We start from the raw sequence: 22891 nt of genomic DNA on the forward strand, positions 1-22891 counted from the left end.
TCTATGACCCAGCCTCTGAACCCCACCGTCGAAATCAAGGTGCTCGATGCCCGCCTGAATGAATGGGGCCTGCCTGCCTACCAGAGCGAAATGGCCGCCGCCATCGACCTGCATGCCTGCGTCGACACGCCGGTGTCGATCGCCCCGGGCACGCCCGCGCAATTAGTGCCGGCCGGCATCGCCGTGCACATGGGCAACCCCTACATGGCCGCGACCATCGTGCCGCGCTCGGGCCTCGGCCACAAGAAAGGCCTGGTGCTGGGCAACTCGATCGGCGTGATCGATGCCGACTACCAGGGCCAGATCATGGTCAGCGTGTGGAACCGCAACGCGCCGGGCACCGAGCCGATCGTGATCCAGCCGGGCGAGCGCATCGCGCAGATGATGTTCGTGCCGGTGCTGCGGCCGGTCTTCACGACGGTGGACGAGTTCAGCGAAGACAGCGAGCGCGGCGCCGGTGGCTTCGGCTCGACCGGGGTGCATCACGCCAAGGCCTGACGCTCATTCACGCTGGCAAAGGAAGACTGGCGCCCTGTGGCGCCAGTTTGCATTTCAGCTGCGCTGTTCGAACAGCAACGCCACGCCGCCGGCCGCCTCGGCCGGCACCAGCGTTTCGCGCGGGCCGAGGTCGTGAGTCGGCACGCCGGCGTTGCGCCAGAGCGCGCGCGCCGTGGCCAGGTCGCCGGTACGCAGGCGCATCGCGGCGTATCCCGGCACCTCCCTGTGCACATGCGCCGTGCCGGTCGCCGAGGCCAGCGCCTGCGGCGTGCTGACCACCAGCGCGGCGTCATCCAGCGCCAGGCTGCTGACGTGCTCGCTCAGCTGCGTCAGCTCGCCGCCGGTCAGTTCCGCATAGGCCCGCGCCGCGGCATCGACCAGCGCGGGCGCCACCACCAGGAACATGGTCGCGATGCTGTCGGCGCCGTTGGCGTGCGACATCCATTCCGGCCGCCACAGCAGCTCGGGCGTGCGGTGCTCGCAGACGAAATAGCGCGCGCCCGGGGCATCGTCGAGCGCGGTCACGCGGAAGGTGGCGGGATGTTCGCTGCCGTCGTCCAGCCGCACCGGGCGCGAGAACTCGATCGGATCCGAGGTGTACCAGCCCGACGCACGCAGCCGTGCGGCGGCGCCGAAGGCGTCGTCGCTCTTGCACGACATTGCCGCGCAGCCGCCGCCGCGCGCCTGCGCGTCCCAGTAGTACTGGCGGCTGGGGGTGGGCGCTGTGACGTGCAGCAGCTCGACGTAGTCGTGCCCCAACATGATGCAATGGTTCTGCGAACCCAGCGTGTGGTAGCCGCGCGGCGTCAGCGTAAAGCCGAGCCGTTGCCAGGCCTGCGCCCCCGCATCGAGGTCGGGACACACCACCACCGCATGGTCAAACATTTCCGCTTGGCTTGCCATCGACATCACCTCGGTCTGTGCGGCGGGCGCGCCTGCGCCGGCCGCCGTCATTCGAACTGGATATTGGCCTTGCGCGCCACGGCCTGCCACTTGTCGTGCTCCTGGCGCACCAGCTTGCCGAGGTCGGCCGGGCTGCCGCCGACGATCTCGAAGCCCTGCGCGGCCAGCGCATCGACCACCCGCGGCTGGCGCAGCGACTCGACCAGCGCCTGGTGGATCCGCGTGACCGTTGCCGCGGCCAGGTTGGCGGGCCCGAACACGCCGATCCAGGAATAAGCTTCAAAACCCTTGAGCCCCTGCTCGGCCACGGTCGGCACCTGCGGCAACTGGCGCAGGCGGCTGGTGCCGGTCACGCCCAGCACCTTGATGGTGCGCGCGGCCACGTGCGCCTGTACCGCGGCATAGCTGCTGAAAAAGAGATCGACCTCATTGGCCAGCACCGCCTGCACGGCCGGGCCGCCGCCCTTGTAGGGCACGTGGAGCATGTGCATGCCGGCTTCGGTCGCCAGCGCCTCGGCTGCAAGCTGGTTCAGGCTGCCGATGCCGGACGAGGCATAGCGCACGCTGTCGGGCTTGGCCTTGGCCAATGCCACCAGTTCGCGCACATTGGCGGCCGGCAGCGAGGGATTGGCGGCGATGACCAGCGGAAAGCGCACCAGCTGCGAGATCGGCGTGAAATCGTGGAAGGTGTCGTAGGGCAGCTGCTTGTAGGCAAACGGGTTGATGGCGTGCGTATCGAAGGCCATCAGCAACGTGCTGCCGTCAGGCCTGGCGCGCGCCACGGTGCTGGACGCGATCAGGCCGCCGGCGCCTGGCTTGTTGTCGACCACCACGGTCTGCCCCAGCGCCGCCTTCAGCCCCGGCTGCAGCTGGCGCGCGACGATATCGACACTGCCGCCGGGCGGGAACGGCAGCACCAGCGCGAGCGGACGGTTGCCCGCCGGCGCCTCGGCGGCGGCGGCGTGCATCATCGGGACAGGCATGGCGCCCAGCGGCAGGATCTTGAGCAGCAGGCGGCGGCGCCGCGTGCGTTCGGCAGAGGACATCGGGTATTCGGGCGTTGGCGACCGCAATGCCGGCGGCCGCCGGGACAAAAAAGAAGGGGCGGCATCACTGCCGCCCCCTGTATTTTGCCCGATGATCGGCCGCGTTGCAGGCGACCCCCGCCGAACCGCGCCCGGATCGCCACGATCCGGTGCGATTTTCGGCCGGCTCCGGCCCTTTCAGGCCGGAGCGACGGTCGCCGCTCAGGCCTCGGCGCGCTGCTCTTCCGGCGCTTCGGGCGGTTCCGGCTCGATCTCGGAGAAATCGAGCTTGATCTGGTCCTGCTCGTCCAGGTCGACCACGACCTTGCCGCCGGATACCAGCCTGCCGAACAGCAGCTCGTCGGCCAGCGCCTTGCGGATCATGTCCTGGATCAGGCGTTGCATCGGACGCGCGCCCATCAGCGGGTCGAAGCCCTTGTGCGCCAGGAACTTGCGCAGCTTCTCGCTGAAGCTGGCTTCCACCTTCTTCTCGTGCAGCTGCTCTTCCAGCTGCATCAGGAACTTGTCGACCACGCGCAGGATGATTTCCTCGTCCAGCGAGCGGAAGCTGATGGTGGCATCCAGCCTGTTGCGGAACTCCGGCGTGAACATGCGCTTGATGTCGGCCATCTCGTCGCCCTGCTCGCGCGTGCTGGTGAAGCCGATGGTGGCGCGGTTCATGGTCTCCGCTCCCGCGTTGGTGGTCATGATGATGATCACGTTGCGGAAGTCGGCGCGCCGGCCGTTGTTGTCGGTCAGCGAGCCATGGTCCATCACCTGCAGCAGGATATTGAAGATATCCGGATGCGCTTTCTCGATTTCATCCAGCAGCAGCACGCAGTGCGGCTTCTTGGTGACGGCCTCGGTCAGCAGGCCGCCCTGGTCGAAGCCGACGTATCCCGGCGGCGCGCCGATCAGTCGGCTCACCGCGTGGCGCTCCATGTATTCGGACATGTCGAAGCGCAGCAGCTCGATGCCCATGATGAAGGCCAGCTGCTTGGCGACCTCGGTCTTGCCCACGCCGGTGGGACCCGAGAACAGGAACGAGCCGATCGGCTTGTCGGTCTTGCCCAGGCCGGCGCGCGACATCTTGATCGCCGAGGCCAGCGCCTCGATCGCGGGATCCTGGCCGAACACCACCGACTTCAGGTCGCGTTCCAGCGTCTGCAGCTTGCTGCGGTCGTCCTGGTTCACGCTCTGCGGCGGGATGCGCGCGATGCGCGAGACGATGTCCTCGATCTCGCCCTTGCCGATGGTCTTCTTCTGCTTGGACTTCGGCAGGATGCGCTGCGCCGCGCCGGCTTCGTCGATCACGTCGATCGCCTTGTCCGGCAGGTGCCGGTCGGTGATGAAGCGGGCCGACAGCTCGGCCGCGGCGGTCAGCGCCGAAGCCGCGTACTTGACGCCATGGTGCTCCTCGAAGCGCGACTTCAGGCCGCGCAGGATCTGCACGGTCTGGTCGACCGACGGCTCGACCACGTCGATCTTCTGGAAGCGCCGCGACAGCGCCGCGTCCTTCTCGAAGATGCCGCGGTATTCCGTGAAGGTGGTCGCGCCGATGCACTTGAGCTGGCCCGATGACAGCGCCGGCTTGAGCAGGTTGCTGGCGTCCAGTGTCCCGCCCGATGCGGCGCCCGCGCCGATCAGCGTGTGGATCTCGTCGATGAACAGGATCGCGTTCGGGTTGTCCTTGAGCGACTTCAGCACGCCCTTCAGGCGCTGCTCGAAGTCGCCGCGGTACTTGGTGCCGGCCAGCAGCGCGCCCATGTCGAGCGAGTAGACGGTGGCCTTTTCCAGGATGTCCGGGACTTCGTTCTTGGTGATGCGCCAGGCCAGCCCCTCCGCAATGGCGGTCTTGCCGACGCCGGCCTCGCCCACCAGCAGCGGGTTGTTCTTGCGCCGGCGGCACAGCACCTGCACCACGCGCTCGACTTCGCTTTCGCGGCCGATCAGCGGATCGATCTTGCCGGCCTTCGCCAGCGCGTTCAGGTTCTGGGTGTATTGCTCGAGCGGGCTTTCCTTGCCGTCGCCGCCCTCGCCTTCGCCGGCATTGTCGCCATGCTTGGCGGGCTCGGACTGGTCCTTGCGGATGCCGTGGCTGATGAAATTGACCACGTCAAGGCGCGTCACGCCCTGCTGCTGCAGGTAGTAGACCGCGTGCGAATCCTTCTCGCCAAAGATGGCGACCAGCACGTTGGCACCGGTCACTTCCTTCTTGCCATTGGAAGTGGACTGTACGTGCATGATCGCGCGCTGGATCACGCGCTGGAAGCCGAGCGTGGGCTGGGTATCGACCTCGTCGGTCCCCGGCACCACCGGCGTGTTATCCGCGATGAAGTTCTTAAGGCTGGTGCGCAGGTCCTCGATATTGGCCGCGCAGGCGCGCAAGACTTCAGCTGCCGTGGGATTGTCGAGCAATGCCAGCAGCAGATGCTCCACGGTAATGAACTCGTGGCGTGCCTGCCGGGCTTCGACAAAAGCCATATGCAGGCTCACTTCCAATTCTTGCGCAATCATGCTTCCTCCATCACGCACTGCAAGGGGTGCCCCGCCTGCCGCGCGTGCGTTGACACCAGCTCGACTTTTGTCGCCGCGATATCTCTGGTGTAGATACCGCAGACGCCCTTTCCTTCCCGGTGCACGGTCAGCATGATCTGCGTCGCCGTTTCCCGGTCCCTGCTGAAATACTGCTGCAGGATCATCACGACAAACTCCATCGGAGTGTAGTCGTCGTTAAGCAGCACCACCTTGAACATGGCAGGCGGTTTTAGCGCCTGCTCTTTACGCTCCAGGATGGTGCCCGCTTCGCGTTGTGGGACATTCGCAAGCCGTGTAGCCATGGCTTTATTCTAACCCTTACTCGCAACTCTGCAATTTGGGGAAAAGGCGCCGGATTCAAGGGCCGGGCTACCTGTTTCCGGTTATGAAAAAGCGCGGAACCGCACGCCAGAGGCATTGCAATGCACGTGACGGGAGACCGCAGGACTGATCCGGACAATACCCGATGCTTGCCGCCAAGGTACCATCCCGCGCCGTCCGTTTCCCGCCACACCCTGCCCGCAGTGGGGATTCCGCCAGCTTGACAGTATGTATGTTTGACAGAAGAATCGTTCGCACACCCGCCTGAAGCCGCGAGCCAAAGCAAAAGGCCAATGAGCGGGTGATCCGTGAGCAGGGAGGCCCACGGCCTGGCGGCGGCGAGTCAGCATCCAGACTGGCCGCCACGCGATTGCACCTCGCCGCGCGTCATCGCCGGCCGCACCTCGGGACGCGGCCGGTCATGGCGTCGCAGTGCGTGCGCCGCAGTCCGAGCCATCCGGCCGGCATCGGCTTCCCCGCTTTGAAATCTGCTATTTCGTTGGGGGAGTATATGGCAAGCGGTATCGTCAAATGGTTCAATGACGCCAAGGGCTTCGGGTTTATCAAGCCGGACGAGGGCGAAGAAGAACTGTTTGCGCACTTTTCGGCTATCCAGATGTCGGGCTTCAAGACGCTGAAGGAAGGTCAACGCGTCTCGTTCGAGGTGGTCCAGGGCCCCAAGGGCAAGCAAGCCACCAATATCCAGGACGCCAGCTAAGCTGCGCCGCGACCGTATCCCGGCCGGCAGAGCCGTGGAGCGGTCTACGAGGGTGCGGGGGGAGCTCCCCCGGGACGGGATCGGCGCCAGTGCCGGCCACGCTGTCTCAGGCAGCCGGGCAGGTTGTGGCGCATATCAGCTGCACGCACCGCATCCGACGGAAAGCCCGGCCTCGTGCCGGGCTTTCTGCTTTGCGCGGGCCGGCCATGGGGGCTGGCCAGCTCAGGCCCAGCCGTCGATCTTCAACCCGCTGGCCTGCTCGGCCTCTTCCTTTGTGACCTGCCGCACAGTCTGGCCGAAGGTCCAGACATGGCCTTCCGGGTCCCTGGCAGTGTAGGAGCGGTCGCCATAGAACTCGTCCTGCGGCTCGCGCACGATCACCGCGCCCGCGGCACGGGCCCGCCCGCAGTGCTGGTCGATTCCATCCCGCAGGTGCACATGCACCGTCTGCGTATTCTTGCCGCCGATCGACGCCGGGCTGGCTGTAAAGTCAGCCCACTCGCTGCCGACCATCAGGTAGCTATCGCCGAAGCGCATTTCCGAGTGCACCAGCTGGTCCTGCTGGTCCCGGATCACCATCACCCGCTGGAAGCCGAAGGCGCGCTCGAGCCAGTCCAGCGCGGCCAGCGGGTCCTTGTAAAAGACGGCCGCGCCGAAGGCGGTGCGGCGGAAAGGATCGTCCATGGCAGTCTCCCCGGGCCAGCCCGCCCGTCCGTTGCAATCCCTGAAGTTCTAGGCAACGGCGCTGGCCGGCGCAAGAAAAAACCCCGCAGCCGGGGCACGGCAGCGGGGTTCTTCCAAGGCAGGTCGCCCGCTACAGCGGGAGTCTGTGCTTACATATTTTCGATCATCACCTGGCCAAAGCCCGAGCACGAAACCTGGGTCGCGCCTTCCAGCAGGCGGGCGAAATCGTACGTGACCTTTTTGGACAGGATCGACTTTTCCATCGACGCGATGATCAGGTCCGCGGCCTCGGTCCAGCCCATGTGGCGCAGCATCATTTCCGCCGACAGGATTTCCGAGCCCGGGTTGACATAGTCCTTGCCGGCGTACTTGGGCGCGGTGCCGTGGGTGGCCTCGAACATGGCGACGGAGTCGGACATGTTGGCGCCCGGGGCAATGCCGATGCCACCGACCTGCGCGGCCAGGGCATCCGAAACGTAGTCGCCGTTCAGGTTCAGCGTGGCGATCACCGAGTATTCGGCCGGACGCAGCAGGATCTGCTGCAGGAAGGCGTCGGCAATCGCGTCCTTGACGACGATGTCCTTGCCGGTCTTCGGGTTCTTGAACTTGCACCACGGGCCGCCATCAACCAGCTCGGCGCCGAATTCCTTCTGCGCCAACTCGTAGCCCCAGTCACGGAAGCCACCCTCGGTGAACTTCATGATGTTGCCCTTGTGCACCAGCGTCACCGACGGCTTGTCGTTGTCGATGGCGTACTGGATCGCCTTGCGCACCAGGCGCTCGGTGCCTTCGCGCGAAACCGGCTTGACGCCGATGCCCGAGGTGGCCGGGAAGCGGATCTTCTTCACGCCCATCTCGTCCTGCAGGAACTTGATGAGTTTCTTCGCCTGCTCGCTTTCCGCGGCCCATTCGATGCCGGCGTAGATGTCCTCCGAGTTCTCGCGGAAGATCACCATGTCGGTCTTTTCCGGCTCGCGCACCGGCGAAGGCACGCCCTTGAAGTAACGCACCGGGCGCAGGCAGACATACAGGTCCAGCTGCTGGCGCAGCGCCACGTTCAGCGAGCGGATGCCGCCGCCCACGGGCGTGGTCAGCGGGCCCTTGATCGAGACCACGTATTCCTTGAGCACATCCAGGGTTTCGTCCGGCAGCCACACGTCCGGGCCGTAGACCTTGGTCGACTTCTCGCCGGCGTAGATTTCCATCCAGGAGATCTTGCGCTTGCCGCCGTAGGCCTTGGCCACGGCCGCGTCGACCACCTTGATCATCACCGGCGTGATATCGACGCCCGTACCGTCGCCTTCGATATAAGGAATGATGGGGTTGTCCGGGACATTCAGCGAAAAATCCTGGTTGACCGTGATCTTTTCGCCGGCCGGAACCTTGATGTGTTGATACATGACGTCTCCAGTACGGAACGGTTTAGACGGCCGCCGGGGCTTGGCCGACGGCGAGATTCGCGAGGTGGCGCTGGCATTGTAGCGGGCATCGCGGCCCGCCCAGCACTGCATTGCACCACCTTGGCGTACATTCAGGCAAGTCTTAGTCTTATATAAGACACAAGACTGATTTCGTATTATGCAGCAATCTTTCATCATCCGCCAACCGCGGCGCGCGGCTGGGGCATACTTGCGCCCCATGACCCTGATCGCCCTGAACAAGCCGTACGGCACCATGAGCCAGTTCTCGGAACATCCCACGCGCCCCACGCTGGCCGCTTGCGTGGACGTGCCGGGCGTGTACCCGGCCGGCCGGCTCGATGCGGACAGTGAAGGTTTGCTGCTGCTGACCGACGACGGCGCGCTCCAGGCGCGCATTGCCGATCCGCGCCACAAGCTGGAAAAGACTTACCTCGCCCAGGTCGAGGGCATTCCCGATGCGGCCGCGCTGGCGCGGCTGCGCGCCGGAGTCGACCTTGGCGACTTCGTCACGCAGCCGGCGCGGGCGCGTGCGATCGGCGAGCCCGACTGGCTCTGGCCGCGCCATCCGCCGGTGCGTTATCGCGCCGCGATCCCGACGTCATGGCTGGAGCTGAAGATTCGCGAAGGCAAGAACCGGCAGGTGCGGCGCATGACCGCTGCCGTCGGCTTCCCCACGCTGCGGCTGGTCCGCGTGGGCATCGGGCCGCTCGACCTGCGCACGCTCGGTCTCGCCCCTGGGGAATCGTGCGAGGTCGAGCCCGATGTACTGGGCTTGACGGCGACACGCGCGCCGGCCACCCATGTCTCAAAGACCAGACAGGCGAACGACGCCAAGCGGCGTTCTCGTTACAAAAGCTAACAAATGGCGCGTCAACGCGCCGTCCGGACGCCTCGTTCTTGTCGGTGACACGTCCAATCACGCGTCACAACTTCCGACTGTTCTTATCCTTCGAGGTAATCGCCATGAAAAAACTGATCGCTGCTCTGGTTGTCGGCCTGTTCGCCACCGGCGCCTTCGCCCAGGCTTCGGCTCCTGCCGACGCTGCAGCGCCCGCGGCCACCAAGGAAGCCCCGAAGCCCGCAAAGAAGAAGACCAGCCACAAGAAGACCACCCACAAGAAGGCCGCCACGGCTTCGGCCCCGGCCGCGCAGTAAGCCGCCGTGCCGGCCACCCGCCGGCGAAGAAAGAGGCAGGCTGCCACCAGGCGCCTGCCTTTTTCGTTTTGGCCGCCGCCATCCATCGGCGCGGCACCTGCGCTATGCTTGCGGCTGCCGTCCGCGCCCTTCCAGACCGAACACCATGTCCTTCCTGCTCAAGACGCCGTTGTCATGCTGCTTCCAGATTGCCGCGGCGCTCGCCGTGCTCGCCGCCGGCCAGGCCCAGGCGCAAGCCGCGCTGCCGGTAGTGCCGTTGACCGCGGGCATGTACGCGATCCACGCCGAGGTTGCCGCCACGCCGGCGGCGCGCGAACAGGGGCTGATGTACCGCAAGAGCATGCCGGTCAACAGCGGCATGCTGTTCGTGTTCGAGCAAAAGGCCGGTCATTGCTTCTGGATGCGCAATACCGAGCTGCCGCTGTCGATCGCTTTTCTTGCCGACGACGGGACCATCGTCAATATCGAGGACATGGCACCGCGTACCGAGAGCAACCACTGCCCGAAGACGGCGATCCGCTATGCGCTGGAAATGAACCAGGGCTGGTTCACGCAGAAGGGCATTCGCGCCGGCGCGAAGATCGGCGGGCTGCCGCAGGCGCGCTGACGCGCCGCGGCGGCATTCGGTGCCGGCATGGACGCCGGCACCGGGAGAATCCGGCTTAGTCGCGGAAGTTGTTGAAGTCCAGCGGCGCTTCCGAGACGTCCTTGCGCAGCATGGCGATCACGTTCTGCAGGTCGTCGCGCTTGGTTCCCGAGACGCGCACCGCATCGCCCTGGATGCTGGCCTGCACCTTGATCTTGCTGTCCTTGATCATGCGCACGATCTTCTTGGCCAGGTCGCCCGTCACCCCCTTCTTGATGGTGATGACCTGCTTGACCTTGTCGCCGCTGATCTTGTCGGTCTTGCCGTAGTCCAGGAAGCGCACGTCGACATTGCGCTTGGCCATCTTGTTGATCAGCACATCCTTCACCTGGTCCAGCTTGAAATCGTCGTCGGCAAAGGCGGTCAGTTCGTTTTCCTTCTGCTCGACCCGGGCGTCCGAGCCCTTGAAATCGAAGCGGGTCGAGATTTCCTTGTTGGATTGCTCGACGGCGTTCTTCACCTCGACCATGTTCGCTTCGCACACTACGTCAAACGACGGCATTGCATTCTCCTTGTGATCCATATGCCCGGAAGGCGGCCGTTGGCGACGCCTTCCGTATAATTCAGGCCTACCTCGCAGCCAGGGGCCGCAACGCTTACCACCAGCGGCGGCCGCGTCACCTATCCCCTTGCATGGCAGATTTCCACGAATTTTATCCCCTGCGCCGCCACAATACATTCGGATTCGATGCGTGCGCGCGCTTCGCCGTGCATGTGCGCAGCGAAGCCGACCTGACCGAGGCACTCGCGGACCCGCGCGCCAATGGCCTGCCGCTGGTAGTGCTGGGCGGCGGCAGCAACGTGGTGCTGACGCGCGACCTCGACGCGCTGGTGCTGCTGATGGAGATCCCGGGCTACCAGGTCGAGGATGCCGATGACGCCTGGCTGGTCACCGCGGGCGCGGGCGAGAACTGGAATGCGCTGGTCGACCGCACCATTGCCGACGGCAAGCCGGGCCTCGAGAACCTGGCGCTGATTCCCGGCACCGCGGGCGCCGCGCCGATCCAGAATATCGGCGCCTATGGGGTGGAACTGCGTGACCGCTTCGAAGGCGTGCGCGCCTATGACCGCCATGCCGACTTGTTCGTCTGGCTTGATTTACGCGCATGCGGGTTCGGCTACCGCGACAGCCTGTTCAAGCAGGCCGGCGCGGGCCGCTACATCATTACCGCGGTGACGCTGCGCTTGCCCAAGGCATGGCAACCGGTCCTGTCTTACGGCGAACTGGCGCGCGAGCTGTCCGGCAATCTCGCGCCGGACGCCGCCACGGTCCGCGACGCGGTGGTGGCGATCCGCACGCGCAAGCTGCCCGACCCCGCGCAGATCGGCAACGCCGGCAGCTTTTTCAAGAACCCGCTGGTCAGCGCCGCGCAGCGCGATACGCTGCTGCAGGCCAATCCCGACCTGGTGAGCTATCCCCAGCCGGACGGCAGCTACAAGCTCGCCGCGGGCTGGCTGATCGACCGCTGCGGGTTCAAGGGCGTCAGCGACGGCCCGGTGGGTGTCTATGGCAAGCAGGCACTGGTGCTGGTGCACCGCGGCGGCGGAACCGGCGCGATGCTCCTGGCGCTGGCCAACCGCATCGCGGATACCGTCGAAGCGCGCTTCGGCGTGCGGATCGAGCCCGAGCCGGTAGTGCTGTAGCGCCTGTAGCGCCTGCTGGCCCGGCGATCACCCGAAGTGGCAGACGTAGTCCAGCGTCTCCAGCACCTCGATGTCGAAGCTGCTGTTGCCCGGCACGTCGAACTGCTGGCCAGCGCCGTAGGTCTGCCAGTCTTCCGCGCCGGCCAGGCGCACGCGGCAGCTGCCGCCGTTGATTTCCATGATTTCCGGCGCGCCGGTGTTGAACGTCAGCGAAGCCGGGAAAATCACGCCCAGCGTCTTGCGGGTACCGTCCGGGAACAGCACGGTGTGGCTCACGCACTTGCCGTCGAAATACAGGTTGGCTTTCTTGACGACCGATACGTTGTCGAACTGGCTCACTTCCATCTCCTTCACTGTCTTGAATCAGACGTAAAAAGAGGGGCCATCGCGGCCCCTCCCCTGTTCACTCCGCGCGCGCTCAGTAGCGGCCGCAGAGCAGGTATTCCATCAGCGCCTTCTGCACGTGCAGGCGGTTTTCCGCCTCGTCCCAGACCACGCTCTTGGGACCGTCGATCACGGCGGCCTCGACTTCCTCGCCGCGGTGCGCCGGCAGGCAGTGCATGAACAGCGCGTCGGGCTCGGCGCGGTCCATCATCGCGGTGGTGACCATCCAGTCCTTGAAGGCGCGCTTGCGGGCTTCGTTCTCGGCCTCGAAGCCCATGCTGGTCCAAACGTCGGTGGTGACCAAACTGGCGCCCTGGCAGGCGGCGAGGGGATCCTCGAAGACCTTGACCAGGCTGGCGGCGGTCGCCGGCACCATGGCGGGATCGAGCTGGTATCCCGGCGGCGCCGAGAAATGGAAATTGAAGCCCAGCCGCTCGGCAGCTTGGATCCAGGTATAGGCCATGTTGTTGGCATCGCCGATCCACGCCACCGTCTTGCCGCGGATGCTGCCGCGCTGCTCGATGTAGGTGAAGATATCGGCCAGCACCTGGCACGGGTGGTATTCGTTGGTCAGCCCGTTGATCACCGGCACGCGCGAGTGCGCGGCAAAGCGGTCGATGATGTCCTGGCCGAAGGTGCGGATCATGATGATGTCGACCATGCGCGAGATCACCTGCGCCGCATCCTCGATCGGCTCGCCGCGGCCCAGCTGCGAATCGCGGGTGTTCAGGAACACCGCATGGCCGCCGAGCTGGTGGATGCCGGCTTCGAACGACAGGCGCGTACGCGTGGAATTCTTCTCGAAGATCATGGCCAGCGTGCGGTCGTGCAGCGGGTGCCAGGTCTCGTAGTTCTTGAACTTGGCCTTCAGGATCCGCGCGCGGTCCAGCAGGTACTCGTACTCGTCGGGAGTGAAGTCGCTGAACTGGAGGTAATGCTTGATCGGGGTTGGGCTCATAAAACAAAGAAGGCGGCTCGGTGGGGACGCGCCGTCATGAAGTGCCATGACCTGTGCGCGCCGCGGAGCCGCCTTTCGCGTCGCATACGCAATTTAACTGCAGGAATCATAAGGGATTATTTCTGCTTTGCCCAGCCCGGGACAACCCGTGACGGGCGCCGCGCCGAGCGCGTTGACAGGTTCCCGACAGGATTCCGCCCTTATGCGCAAGTCTTATATAAGATATAATACTCGCTGATTCACGCGGGGCCCCGGCATACCCTTGCCGCTGCGCGCCGCCGGCATCAAAAGTGCCCCCGCAGACACCGACGCCCCGCCTTCCCGGCCGGAAAAAGCGCGAACCAAACGCGCACCAGCCGCGTCAAACGGGCGCACGTTTCCGCGGGTTTAACCGTCGAGTCGTCGCCTCACCCGCAGTGTCCAGCCTCATGAACCCCAACGTTCGCGAATACTTTATCCAAGGCATTACCAAGGAAGGCAAGACCTTCCGCCCGAGCGACTGGGCCGAGCGGCTGTGCGGCGTGATGGCGCAGTTCCGCCCCGAAGGCGACACCGGCGATCCCCGGCTGACCTATTCCCCCTACGTGCGCCCCATCTTCGCCGGCAACGTTAAATGCGTGGTGGTGGATGTGCGGCTGCGCGATATCGAACCGAAGGCGCTGGATTTCGTGCTGAACTTTGCGCGCGACAACAACCTGCAACTGGTCGAGGCCTGCTCGCTGGAATGACATCGCGGTAGGTCGCCAAACTACAGGCGCCGCAAAAGCAAAAAGCTCGTCGGATGACGAGCTTTTTTGTCTGGCGGAACCGAAGTTCCGCCGCTGCCGGGCCGCCGGGGCGACCCACACAACAATCAGGCAGCAGCCATGGCCTTGATGGCGGCCGACAGGCGCGACTTGTGACGTGCAGCCTTGTTCTTGTGCACGATCTTCTTGTCGGCAATGCTGTCGATCACAGCTTGCGAGTTCTTGAACACTTCAGCGGCAGCAGCCTTGTCGCCGGCGTCGATGGCCTTGCGGACGGCCTTGACGGCGGTGCGCAGACGCGAGCGCAGGCTGGAGTTGTGAGCGTTCTGGGCGACGGCCTGGCGGGCGCGCTTGCGAGCTTGTGCGGAATTTGCCATTTCGAAAATATCCTGAATTCAGATGCGTGCCGCGGGGGACACAACAATTAAGTCATATCGAGCGACCCGGGATGCACTGACACACGAATCCGGAACGCAACTGTCCTTGTGAATCGGCAATTATACACAGATGCCGACACACGGCGCAAGACTGCTGGGACTTTGCCGACGCGTGCGGGGCCTGTCACAGGCGATCCGTATAATATGCGCCACATCGCGCCGGTGCGCGTGGCGAGCCGGCAACTTTACCGCGTTGCCCACGTCTGAAAGGCGTCCCGGGCGCCACGTCCGGCACACGCCGCCCCGCGGCCCGCGCCCGCACCGATCCACCGTCCCGCTCCGATCCACACCTTGAACCTGCTCAAAGCGCTCGCCACCATCAGCAGCCTGACGATGCTGTCGCGCATCACCGGCCTCGTGCGCGAGATCCTGATCGCCCGCGCGTTCGGCGCGTCGGAGATGACCGATGCGTTCAACGTCGCCTTCCGCATCCCCAACCTGCTGCGCCGCATCTTCGGCGAGGGCGCGTTCTCGCAGGCGTTTGTGCCCATCCTCGGCGAATACCACAGCAAGCGTGGCGAGGAGCAGACCAAGGCGCTGATCGACGCCGTCGCCACGGTAATGACCTGGGTGCTGATGGGCGTGTCGCTGCTGGGCGTGATCGGCGCGCCGCTGGTGATGACGGCGGTGGCGACCGGCTTCCGCGGGCAGAGCGAGACTTATACCGCCGCTGTCTTCATGACGCGGGTGATGTTCCCGTACATCGGCCTGATCTCGCTGGTGGCGCTGGCCTCGGGCATCCTGAACACATGGCGCAAGTTTGCCGTGCCGGCGTTTACGCCGGTACTGCTGAACCTGTGCCTGATCGTGGCCGCCCTGTTCGTCGGCCCGCACATGGACCAGCCGATCTATGCGCAGGCGTGGGGCGTGCTGGTCGGCGGCGTGCTGCAGCTGGCGATCCAGGTGCCGGCGCTGCGCCGCCTGGGCGTGATGCCGCGCCTGGGCTTCAATGTGCGCACCGCCTGGTCCGATCCCGGCGTGCGCCGCATCCTGCGCCAGATGGGGCCGGCGCTGCTGGCGGTGTCGGTGGCGCAAATCAGCCTGATCATCAATACCAACATCGCCTCGCACCTGGCCGCGGGCAGCGTCTCGTACCTGACCTATGCCGACCGGCTGATGGAATTTCCGACCGCGCTGCTGGGCGTGGCGCTCGGCACGATCCTGCTGCCGAGCCTGTCGAAGGCGAGCGCCAAGGAAGACCATGCGGAGTACTCCGGCCTGCTCGACTGGGGCCTGCGGCTGACCTTCCTGCTGGCGGTGCCCTGCGCGGTGGGGCTGTTCGTGTTCGGCGCACCGCTGACCGCGGTGCTGTTCCACTACGGCAAGTTCGACGCCCACGCCGTCGAGATGACGCGCCAGGCGCTGGTGTCGTACGGCACCGGCCTGCTGGGGCTGATCGCCATCAAGATCCTGGCCCCCGGCTTCTATGCGCGCCAGGACATCCGCACGCCGGTCAAGATCGCGCTGCTGGTGCTGGTCATCACGCAGGCATGCAACGTCGTGTTCGTGCCGTGGCTCGGGCATGCGGGCCTGGCGCTGTCGATCAGTGCCGGCGCCACCATCAATGCGCTGCTGCTGTTCTTCGGCCTGCGCCGGCGCGGCCTGTACAAGCCGGCGCCGGGCTGGTGGCTGTTCCTGGCGCGGCTGGGCACCTCGGTGTTGCTGTTGTCGGGCATGCTGCTCTGGTTCGCGCGCAATTTCGACTGGATCGGCCTGGGCGCCACGCCGCTGCTGCGCATCGCGCTGCTCGCGTCGTGCCTGGTACTTGCAGCGGTGGTCTACTTCGGTACACTGTGGCTCATGGGACTGCGCTATTCCGCCTTCAAGCGGCGCGCCGCCTAGGCGTGGTGACCCACGCTGCGCGCGGCGCCCCTGGCCGCACCGGGAATCCGATATGACATCCACCAAAGTCCTGGATTACTTCGCCAGCCTCGTGGCTGACGAAAACGGCATCCCGCTGACCGAGACCGCACTGTCCATCGCGCAGGATGCCTATCCGGACCTGGACCTGCAGGCCGAGCTGGCCGCACTGGACGTGCTGGCGCTGCGCCTGAAGCGCCGGATCGCCGAAGGCACGCCGGCAATCCAGCGGCTGCGGCTGCTGAATCATTTCTTCTATCGCGACCTTGGCTTTGGCCCGAACGCCAACGACTACTACGATCCGGACAACTCGTACCTGAACGTGGTGGTGCGGCAGCGGCGCGGCATCCCCATCTCGCTGGCGGTGCTGTTCATGGAACTGGGCCAACAGATCGGCCTGCCCCTCAAGGGGGTGTCGTTCCCCAACCATTTCCTGTTGCGCATGACCATCCCGGCGGGCGAGGTGATCCTGGACCCGCTGACCGGCGAAACGCTCTCGAAGGAGCAGTTGCAGGAAATGCTGGATCCGTACCTGGAGCGCGAAGGCATCACCGATTCCGGGCAGGTGCCGCTGGGACTGTTCCTGCGCGCGGCCAGCCATCGCGAGATCGTCGCGCGCATGCTGCGCAACCTGAAGGCGATCTACCTTCAGGAGTCACGCTGGCAGCGGCTGCTGGCGGTGCAGAACCGCCTGGTGATCCTGCTGCCGGGTTCGATCGAGGAAGTGCGCGACCGCGGGCTGGCGTATGCCAACCTGGAGTGCTTCCGGCCGGCGCTGGCCGACCTGGAAGCCTATGTGCAGGCACGCCCCGATGCCGCCGATATCGGCCAGATCCGCGAGCGCATGCCGGCACTGCGCATGATGAGCCGCAGCCTCAACTGACGGGGCTGCGTCAGATATTACAGGCGCTTCAGCGCTCCACGCGCGAGGGCCGGCGGCGATTGCCGCGCACCAGCTTCCACAGTCCGCCCAGCACCAGTGGCACCACCGCCGCGCCGATCCCCGCCAGCACGATCAGGTTCAGGTACTGCTTGATGAATGGCAGGTTGCCGAAGAAGTAACCGGCAAAGACCAGCCCGACCACCCAGGCAAGCGCGCCCAGCACGTTGAACATCTGGAAGCGCGCGAAGGTCATCTGCGACACGCCGGCGACGAACGGCGCAAAGGTGCGCACGATCGGCACGAAACGCGCCATCACCAGGGTCTTGCCGCCATGCCGCTCGTAGAAATCATGGGTGCGGCGCAGCGCATCCTGGTCCAGGAAGCGCCACTGGTGGTCGAACACCTTCGGCCCGATCCAGCTGCCCACCCAGTAGTTGACGGTATTGCCAGTGACGGCCGCCACCAGCAGCAGGCCCACCAGCGCCCATTCGTTCATGGCGCCGGTAGCGCAGAAGGCGCCGGCGATAAACAGTAGCGAGTCGCCCGGCAGGAACGGCAGGACCACCAGCCCGGTTTCGGCGAACACGATCAGGAACAGGATGGCATAGACCCAGTGGCCATACTGGTCGATGACGGTGCCGAGGTATTTGTCGACATGGACCAGCATGTCGATGAGCTGCAAAGCGAATTCCAAGTCGTTCCCCGATATGGTTTGGTTGACTGCACAAGTCCACGCGGCGCGTGCCGCCCTGGCATGAATCATACAAGAGCCGGCGTGCCCTTCCGCCACTTGTCGCGGGCCGGTGGCGCCGACTCTGCGTGGACGGCCACGTATAATCGCCGGATGCCCGATTCCGCCAGCCAGAGCCCCGTTCGCACCACCCTTCGCGCCACCCTTCGCACCTCCCAGCTGCCGCGTCCGATCCGTCCGCTGCCGGACCAGCTCATCAGCCAGATCGCCGCCGGCGAAGTGGTGGAGCGCCCGGCGTCGGTGGTCAAGGAGCTGCTGGAAAACGCGCTGGACGCCGGTGCCACGCAGCTGGGCATCCGGCTGGAAGAAGGCGGCGTGCGGCGCATCGTCATCACCGACAACGGCTGCGGCATCCCCGCCGCCGAGCTGCCGGTGGCGCTGATGCGCCACGCCACCAGCAAGATTGCGTCGCTCGACGAACTGGAATCGGTACTGACGCTGGGCTTCCGCGGCGAGGCGCTGGCCTCGATCGCTTCCGTCTCCCAGCTTGCGCTGACCAGCCGCACCGCTGCCGACGCCCATGCCACGCAGGTCAGTGCCGATACCGGCACCGTGCAGCCGGCGTCTGGCGGAGTCGGCACCACGGTCGACGTGCAGCATCTCTACTTCAACACGCCGGCGCGCCGAAAGTTCCTGAAATCGGAGCAGACCGAACTCGGGCATTGCCTGGAGATGGTGCGCCGGGTGGCGCTGGCACGGCCGGACGTGGCCATCTCGGTCCACCACAACGGCAAGCCGCTGGAGCACTGGAACGCCGGCGACGTCGCCAACCGCACCGCGCAGGTACTGGGCGCCGACTTCGCGCGGGCGCGGTTGCCGCTGGACGAACAGGCCGACACGCTGCACGTGTACGGCTTTGCCGGCCTGCCCACCGCGTCGCGGGGGCGGCCCGACCAGCAGTACTTCTTCGTCAACGGCCGCTTCGTGCGCGACAAGCTGCTCAACCACGCGGTGCGCAGCGCCTACCAGGACGTGCTGCACGGCGACCGTTTCCCGTCGTACGTGCTGTGCCTGGACCTGCCGCCGGAGATGGTCGACGTCAACGTGCACCCTTCCAAGATCGAAGTGCGCTTCCGCGAATCGCGCGCGGTGCACCAGTTCATCTATCACGCGGTGCAGCGCAGCCTGGCACGCCAGGCCGGCGAGAACGGCGACAGCCTGCATACCGATGAGGACGGCGAGATCCGGCTGCCGGCTGCGGCGCCTGCGGGCGCCCGACCGTCATTTGGCGGCGGCAGCGGCGGTGGTGGCAGCCAGTGGGTCAACTACTCCGCGGCGCGGCAGACCGAGCTCGGCATTGCGCAGCCGCGCCAGGCCTACCTCGGCATGGTGCGCGACGCGACCGCGCCGACGCCGCGACCGTATGGCGCTCCAGGTGGCAATTTTCCCGGCGCTTCGGCGCAGCCGCCCGCCTGGCTGGCCGATGCGCAGGCCGCGCGCGCCGACGAGCCGCCAGGCCTGCTCGACCGCCTGCCGCCGGCCTCCGCCGACGCGGCAGACACCACCGACGACCACCCCCTCGGCTATGCCATCGCCCAGCTGCACGGCATCTATGTGCTGGCGCAGAATGCGCGCGGACTGGTGCTGGTGGACATGCACGCCGCGCACGAACGCATCCTGTACGAGCAGATCAAGGCCGGCCTGGATACGCGCGACCTGGCCGTGCAGCCGCTGCTGATCCCGGTCACGCTGCCCGCCAGCCCGGTGGAAATCGGCTCGGCAGAGGAGCACCAGGAAACGCTGGCGCTGCTCGGCTTCGACATCACGCCGGTATCGCCGACCACGCTGGCGGTGCGCGCGGTGCCCGCGCTGCTGCAACAGGCCGACGCCGAAGCGCTGGCGCGCGACGTGCTGCGCGACCTGCACGCCTACGGCGGCTCGCGCGTGCTGGCCGAGCGCCGCAACGAGCTGCTGGCCACGCTGGCCTGCCACAGCGCGGTGCGCGCCAACCGCAAGCTCACCGTCGAGGAAATGAACGCGCTGCTGCGCCAGATGGAGCAGACCGAGCGCGCCGACCAGTGCAACCACGGCCGCCCGACCTGGGTGCAACTGACCGTGACCGAGCTGGACCGCCTGTTCCTGCGCGGCCAGTAAGCGCCACCGTCTCTTTACGACTCTGCCGACGATGTCCGCCGTACCTGACGATTCCGCCACGCCTGCACCCGTGGTCTGCCTGCTCGGGCCCACCGCCTCGGGCAAGACCGCCGCCGCGCTGGCGCTGGCGGCCGATGCGCCGGTGGAGATCATCAGCCTGGACTCCGCGCTGGTGTACCGCGAAATGGACATCGGCACGGCCAAACCCACGCCCGCAGAACTGGCCGCGGCGCCGCACCACCTGATCGACATCATCGATCCGGTCGAGAGCTATTCCGCGGCGCAGTTCGTCACCGATGCCGGGCGGCTGGTCGGCGAGATTCGCGCGCGCGGCAACGTACCGCTGATCGTGGGCGGCACCATGCTCTACTACAAGGCGCTGACGCAGGGGCTGAACGACTTGCCGCAGGCCGACCCCGCGGTGCGCGCCGAGCTGGACCAGCTCGCCGCCGAGCGCGGCTGGCCGGCGCTGCATGCGATGCTGGCGCAGGTCGACCCCGTCACCGCGGCGCGCCTGGCGCCCAACGATGCGCAGCGCATCCAGCGCGCGCTCGAAATCCACCGGCTTTCGGGCCAGCCGATGTCGGCGCTGCTGGCCCGCCAGGCCGAGGGCCGCACCTTTGCCGGTGCCGCAGACCAGCGCTACCGCGTGATCGCGCTCGAGCCCTCGGACCGGCTGGCGCTGCATGCGCGCATCGCGCAGCGCTACGACGCCATGCTGGCCAACGGCTTTATTGACGAAGTCCGCCGCCTGCGCACACGCGAGGACCTGCATCCGGGGCTGCCGTCGATCCGCTGCGTCGGCTACCGGCAGGTGTGGGAATACCTCGACGGCGAGTGCGATTTCGACACCATGCGCGAGCGCGGCATCGCTGCCACGCGCCAGCTGTGCAAGCGCCAGCTGACCTGGCTGCGCAGCACGCCGGAGCGGCTGGTGGTGGACTGCCTGGCGCCGGGCTATGTTGACGAGGTGCGCAAGCTGGCGGACTTTGGCCACTGACGGCAATGTGATGCACAGGCGATAATCGCGGATCCTGTTCTTGCCTACTCACGGACATGTCCAGATCCGCCTTCACCTTGCGCCCCGCCACCGCTGCCGACAGCGAAACCCTGTTCAACCTGATCCTGGCGCTGGCCGAGTACGAAAAGCTGACGCATATCGTCGAAGCCACGCCGCAAAAGATCGAGGAAGCGCTGTTCGGCGCCACGCCGCACGCCGAAGCGGTGCTGGTTGAAGTTGACGCCAATGGCGCGCCCAAGGCGGTCGGCTTCGCCCTGTTCTTCCACAACTTCTCCACCTTCCTCGCCAAACCCGGCCTGTACCTGGAAGACCTTTACGTCGACCCGGCCTGGCGTGGCCAAGGCCTGGGCAAGGCGTTGCTGCAGCACCTCGCCGCGCTGGCGGTCGAGCGTGGCTGCGGCCGCTTCGAGTGGTCGGTGCTGGACTGGAACCAGCCGTCGATCGACTTCTACCAGGCCATGGGCGCCGACGTGCTGCCCGACTGGCGCATTTGCCGCGTCACCGGCGACGCGCTGGCCAGGCTGGGCAAGGCGAAGTAAATCCGCCGGCGCTGGCAACCGGTCCACCGCCGGTGTTATACACTTGATGGCAAGCCGCCATACAATGACGGCACCGAATGTCTTTTTCGGACCACCCGCGCCGACCCGCCATGCCACGAACCAGAACCGACCAGCCCGCGCCTGCCCTGGGCAATGCCAACGAAAACGATGCGGACAGCGCGCGCGGTGCGTCGGTGGAGGAAATCGCCGACCGTATCCTGACCGCGATCTGGGAACACCGGCTGCCGCCCGGCACCAAGCTGGTCGAGGAAAAACTGGGCAGCGTATTCGGCGTCAGCCGCACCAAGGTGCGGCTCGCCTTCGGCAAGCTGGCCCATGAAGGCGTGCTGACGGTGCACCCGAACCGCGGCACCTTCGTGTCGAGCCCGAGCGTGGCCGAAGCCAGGCAGGTGCTGCATTCGCGCCGCCTGCTCGAACCGGCGCTGGTGCGCGACCTTGCCGGCGCAATCGATGCGGCCAGCCTGAAGGCGCTGCGCGCGACTACGCGCGAGGAAGCGCAGGCGCGCGACAGCAACGACCGGCGCGCCATCATCCGGCTGTCAGGCGAATTCCACTGCAGGCTCGCCGAGCTGACCGGCAACCAGTACCTGGGCAAGTACATGCGCGAGCTGTGCTCGCTGACATGCCTGATCATCGCGCTGTACGACGCGCCGGGCGTGCCGTCGTGCCCGCATCACGAGCATGACGATATCGTCGATGCGCTGGAAGCCGGCGATGGCGAGCGCGTGGCGCAGCTGATGGACGAGCACCTCGAGCATGTCGAGAGCACGCTGCGGCTGGAATTGCCGGCTGAAGAGAAAGTGGACCTGGAAGCGGTGTTCGCCGCGGTGTAAGGCCGGCGTCATTCCCGCTGCGCGCGGAAATGACGCCGTGTTGGACAGACAGTGTTCAGCGGTGCTCGATGCGCGCCGCCAGCGCCTGCGCCAGGCCGATCGTCGGTTTGGCATCCGGACGCCGGAACGTGCCCGCGCTGGCCTTGCGCGGCTGCAACGCGACCAGCGCCTCGGCCTGCTTGACCGCGGCAGCCATCTGGTCGACCACCGGCACCGGGATGCGATCGCGCACGCGCGCGGCCAGGCCCGCCAGCGGCGCGCCGGCCAGGATCACCACGTCGGCCTCGTCTTCCACCACGGCGCGGTTGGCCAGTTCCACCAGCACCGCTTCCTTTTCTTCCTGCACGTCCGAGACCGAGGCAAAGCTGCCGTCGAGCATGCGGATGCCGGCCAGCCGGCCGCGCAGGCCGTGCATGTCCACGCATTCCTCGTACCAGGGGCCGAGGGCGCGCGCGAAAGTAACGATCGAAAAGCGCCGGCCCAGCATGCAGGCCGACAGCATGGCCGCCTCGGCCATGCCTACCACCGGCAGGTCGAACAGCTCGCGCGCGCCCATCAGGCCGGGATCGCCAAAGGCGGCGATGATCGCGGCGTCGAATTCCGTGTGGCGTTCCGCCAGCATCTCCAGCGCAATGGCGCCGCCGATCTGCGCCTCGGCGCGCGTGGCGATATAGGGCACGCCACGGCTGGCGGTCAGCGGCACCAGCTCGGTGCCGGGCGATGCCACCGGCGTGGCCGCGGCCATCAGCCGCGCGGTGATGCCTTCGCTGGTATTGGGATTGAGGACAAGAATTCGCATATCGTTGTTATC

General features: G+C 66.3%; 25 protein-coding genes. 13 read left to right on the forward strand and 12 right to left on the reverse strand.

Annotation, left to right across the window (positions count from 1 at the left end):
* Nucleotides 1-3: 3 nt before the first annotated feature.
* Nucleotides 4-498 carry a dUTP diphosphatase gene (gene dut, locus E1J61_RS00440; RefSeq protein WP_133092229.1) on the forward strand — a complete coding sequence of 165 codons (495 nt, stop codon included), beginning with the start codon at nucleotides 4-6 and terminating at the stop codon, nucleotides 496-498.
* Nucleotides 499-552: 54 nt separating this feature from the next.
* On the opposite strand, the gene E1J61_RS00445 is transcribed toward dut, so the two are convergent.
* The 4 genes from E1J61_RS00445 to clpS all read right to left on the reverse strand — a co-directional run bounded on the left by E1J61_RS00445 (nucleotide 553) and on the right by clpS (nucleotide 5266).
* Nucleotides 553-1401 (reverse strand): VOC family protein, encoded by an 849-nt coding sequence (locus E1J61_RS00445; protein ID WP_133092230.1) that lies wholly within the window; start codon nucleotides 1399-1401, stop codon nucleotides 553-555.
* 47 nt (nucleotides 1402-1448) lie between these two features.
* Entirely contained in the window at nucleotides 1449-2447 is a 999-nt protein-coding gene (locus E1J61_RS00450) for a tripartite tricarboxylate transporter substrate binding protein (protein WP_133092231.1), read from the reverse strand.
* A gap of 201 nt (nucleotides 2448-2648) precedes the next feature.
* Nucleotides 2649-4943, reverse strand: coding sequence for an ATP-dependent Clp protease ATP-binding subunit ClpA (clpA, locus tag E1J61_RS00455; protein ID WP_133092232.1), 2295 nt, complete (start codon nucleotides 4941-4943; stop codon nucleotides 2649-2651).
* Complete coding sequence (clpS, locus tag E1J61_RS00460) at nucleotides 4940-5266, reverse strand: ATP-dependent Clp protease adapter ClpS (RefSeq protein WP_010814998.1); 327 nt, start codon at nucleotides 5264-5266, stop codon at nucleotides 4940-4942. The genes clpA and clpS overlap by 4 nt, the downstream gene beginning before the upstream one ends.
* A gap of 530 nt (nucleotides 5267-5796) precedes the next feature.
* Between clpS and E1J61_RS00465 the strand changes: the two genes are divergently transcribed.
* A complete protein-coding gene (locus E1J61_RS00465; protein ID WP_010814999.1) occupies nucleotides 5797-6003 on the forward strand; it encodes a cold-shock protein in 207 nt (68 codons plus the stop codon).
* 222 nt (nucleotides 6004-6225) lie between these two features.
* On the opposite strand, the gene E1J61_RS00470 is transcribed toward E1J61_RS00465, so the two are convergent.
* Both E1J61_RS00470 and icd read right to left on the reverse strand, forming a co-directional pair.
* Complete coding sequence (locus E1J61_RS00470; RefSeq protein ID WP_133092233.1) at nucleotides 6226-6687, reverse strand: VOC family protein; 462 nt, start codon at nucleotides 6685-6687, stop codon at nucleotides 6226-6228.
* Nucleotides 6688-6836: 149 nt separating this feature from the next.
* Nucleotides 6837-8087, reverse strand: a complete 1251-nt coding sequence (gene icd / locus E1J61_RS00475) for an NADP-dependent isocitrate dehydrogenase (RefSeq protein WP_133092234.1) — start codon at nucleotides 8085-8087, stop codon at nucleotides 6837-6839.
* Nucleotides 8088-8325: 238 nt separating this feature from the next.
* Between icd and E1J61_RS00480 the strand changes: the two genes are divergently transcribed.
* The 3 genes from E1J61_RS00480 (at nucleotide 8326) to E1J61_RS00490 (ending at nucleotide 9870) form a co-directional block, all read left to right on the forward strand.
* The gene (locus E1J61_RS00480) at nucleotides 8326-8967 is read left to right on the forward strand and encodes a pseudouridine synthase (protein WP_133092235.1); all 642 of its coding nucleotides are present in this window, start codon (nucleotides 8326-8328) and stop codon (nucleotides 8965-8967) included.
* A gap of 104 nt (nucleotides 8968-9071) precedes the next feature.
* On the forward strand, nucleotides 9072-9263 hold the full coding sequence (locus E1J61_RS00485; RefSeq protein ID WP_133092236.1) for a hypothetical protein: 192 nt from the start codon (nucleotides 9072-9074) through the stop codon (nucleotides 9261-9263).
* A 145-nt stretch (nucleotides 9264-9408) separates the two neighbouring features.
* Nucleotides 9409-9870 (forward strand): DUF192 domain-containing protein, encoded by a 462-nt coding sequence (locus E1J61_RS00490; protein WP_133092237.1) that lies wholly within the window; start codon nucleotides 9409-9411, stop codon nucleotides 9868-9870.
* Between the two features lie 55 nt (nucleotides 9871-9925).
* Here the strand turns inward: E1J61_RS00490 and E1J61_RS00495 are convergent, their stop codons facing one another.
* On the reverse strand, nucleotides 9926-10411 hold the full coding sequence (locus E1J61_RS00495; protein ID WP_063240205.1) for a YajQ family cyclic di-GMP-binding protein: 486 nt from the start codon (nucleotides 10409-10411) through the stop codon (nucleotides 9926-9928).
* A 131-nt stretch (nucleotides 10412-10542) separates the two neighbouring features.
* Between E1J61_RS00495 and murB the strand changes: the two genes are divergently transcribed.
* Entirely contained in the window at nucleotides 10543-11553 is a 1011-nt protein-coding gene (gene murB / locus E1J61_RS00500) for a UDP-N-acetylmuramate dehydrogenase (RefSeq protein WP_133092238.1), read from the forward strand.
* Nucleotides 11554-11580: 27 nt separating this feature from the next.
* Here murB and E1J61_RS00505 read toward each other — a convergent pair whose 3' ends face one another.
* Together E1J61_RS00505 and argF are read right to left on the reverse strand one after the other, a co-directional pair.
* Nucleotides 11581-11892 carry a pyrimidine/purine nucleoside phosphorylase gene (locus tag E1J61_RS00505; protein WP_133092239.1) on the reverse strand — a complete coding sequence of 104 codons (312 nt, stop codon included), beginning with the start codon at nucleotides 11890-11892 and terminating at the stop codon, nucleotides 11581-11583.
* A 79-nt stretch (nucleotides 11893-11971) separates the two neighbouring features.
* Nucleotides 11972-12895 carry an ornithine carbamoyltransferase gene (gene argF, locus E1J61_RS00510; protein WP_133092240.1) on the reverse strand — a complete coding sequence of 308 codons (924 nt, stop codon included), beginning with the start codon at nucleotides 12893-12895 and terminating at the stop codon, nucleotides 11972-11974.
* A gap of 428 nt (nucleotides 12896-13323) precedes the next feature.
* Here argF and E1J61_RS00515 point away from each other — a divergent pair, with 428 nt between their 5' ends.
* Nucleotides 13324-13623, forward strand: a complete 300-nt coding sequence (locus E1J61_RS00515; protein WP_063240208.1) for a DUF3579 domain-containing protein — start codon at nucleotides 13324-13326, stop codon at nucleotides 13621-13623.
* A gap of 125 nt (nucleotides 13624-13748) precedes the next feature.
* Here E1J61_RS00515 and rpsT read toward each other — a convergent pair whose 3' ends face one another.
* A complete protein-coding gene (rpsT, locus tag E1J61_RS00520) occupies nucleotides 13749-14018 on the reverse strand; it encodes a 30S ribosomal protein S20 (RefSeq protein WP_063240209.1) in 270 nt (89 codons plus the stop codon).
* 351 nt (nucleotides 14019-14369) lie between these two features.
* Here rpsT and murJ point away from each other — a divergent pair, with 351 nt between their 5' ends.
* Nucleotides 14370-15920, forward strand: coding sequence for a murein biosynthesis integral membrane protein MurJ (murJ, locus tag E1J61_RS00525; RefSeq protein ID WP_133092241.1), 1551 nt, complete (start codon nucleotides 14370-14372; stop codon nucleotides 15918-15920).
* A gap of 52 nt (nucleotides 15921-15972) precedes the next feature.
* A complete protein-coding gene (locus tag E1J61_RS00530) occupies nucleotides 15973-16821 on the forward strand; it encodes a SirB1 family protein (RefSeq protein WP_133092242.1) in 849 nt (282 codons plus the stop codon).
* A 28-nt stretch (nucleotides 16822-16849) separates the two neighbouring features.
* On the opposite strand, the gene E1J61_RS00535 is transcribed toward E1J61_RS00530, so the two are convergent.
* A complete protein-coding gene (locus tag E1J61_RS00535; protein WP_133092380.1) occupies nucleotides 16850-17503 on the reverse strand; it encodes a VTT domain-containing protein in 654 nt (217 codons plus the stop codon).
* A gap of 162 nt (nucleotides 17504-17665) precedes the next feature.
* Between E1J61_RS00535 and mutL the strand changes: the two genes are divergently transcribed.
* The 4 genes from mutL (at nucleotide 17666) to E1J61_RS00555 (ending at nucleotide 22080) form a co-directional block, all read left to right on the forward strand.
* Complete coding sequence (mutL, locus tag E1J61_RS00540; RefSeq protein ID WP_133092243.1) at nucleotides 17666-19666, forward strand: DNA mismatch repair endonuclease MutL; 2001 nt, start codon at nucleotides 17666-17668, stop codon at nucleotides 19664-19666.
* 31 nt (nucleotides 19667-19697) lie between these two features.
* A complete protein-coding gene (miaA, locus tag E1J61_RS00545; RefSeq protein WP_133092244.1) occupies nucleotides 19698-20666 on the forward strand; it encodes a tRNA (adenosine(37)-N6)-dimethylallyltransferase MiaA in 969 nt (322 codons plus the stop codon).
* 56 nt (nucleotides 20667-20722) lie between these two features.
* Complete coding sequence (locus tag E1J61_RS00550; protein WP_133092245.1) at nucleotides 20723-21226, forward strand: GNAT family N-acetyltransferase; 504 nt, start codon at nucleotides 20723-20725, stop codon at nucleotides 21224-21226.
* 110 nt (nucleotides 21227-21336) lie between these two features.
* Nucleotides 21337-22080 (forward strand): GntR family transcriptional regulator, encoded by a 744-nt coding sequence (locus E1J61_RS00555; protein ID WP_133092246.1) that lies wholly within the window; start codon nucleotides 21337-21339, stop codon nucleotides 22078-22080.
* Nucleotides 22081-22135: 55 nt separating this feature from the next.
* Here the strand turns inward: E1J61_RS00555 and E1J61_RS00560 are convergent, their stop codons facing one another.
* On the reverse strand, nucleotides 22136-22879 hold the full coding sequence (locus E1J61_RS00560; RefSeq protein ID WP_133092247.1) for an aspartate/glutamate racemase family protein: 744 nt from the start codon (nucleotides 22877-22879) through the stop codon (nucleotides 22136-22138).
* Between the last annotated feature and the right edge of the window lie 12 nt (nucleotides 22880-22891).

This window comes from Cupriavidus sp. L7L (assembly GCF_004353535.1).
Lineage (GTDB): Bacteria > Pseudomonadota > Gammaproteobacteria > Burkholderiales > Burkholderiaceae > Cupriavidus > Cupriavidus oxalaticus_A.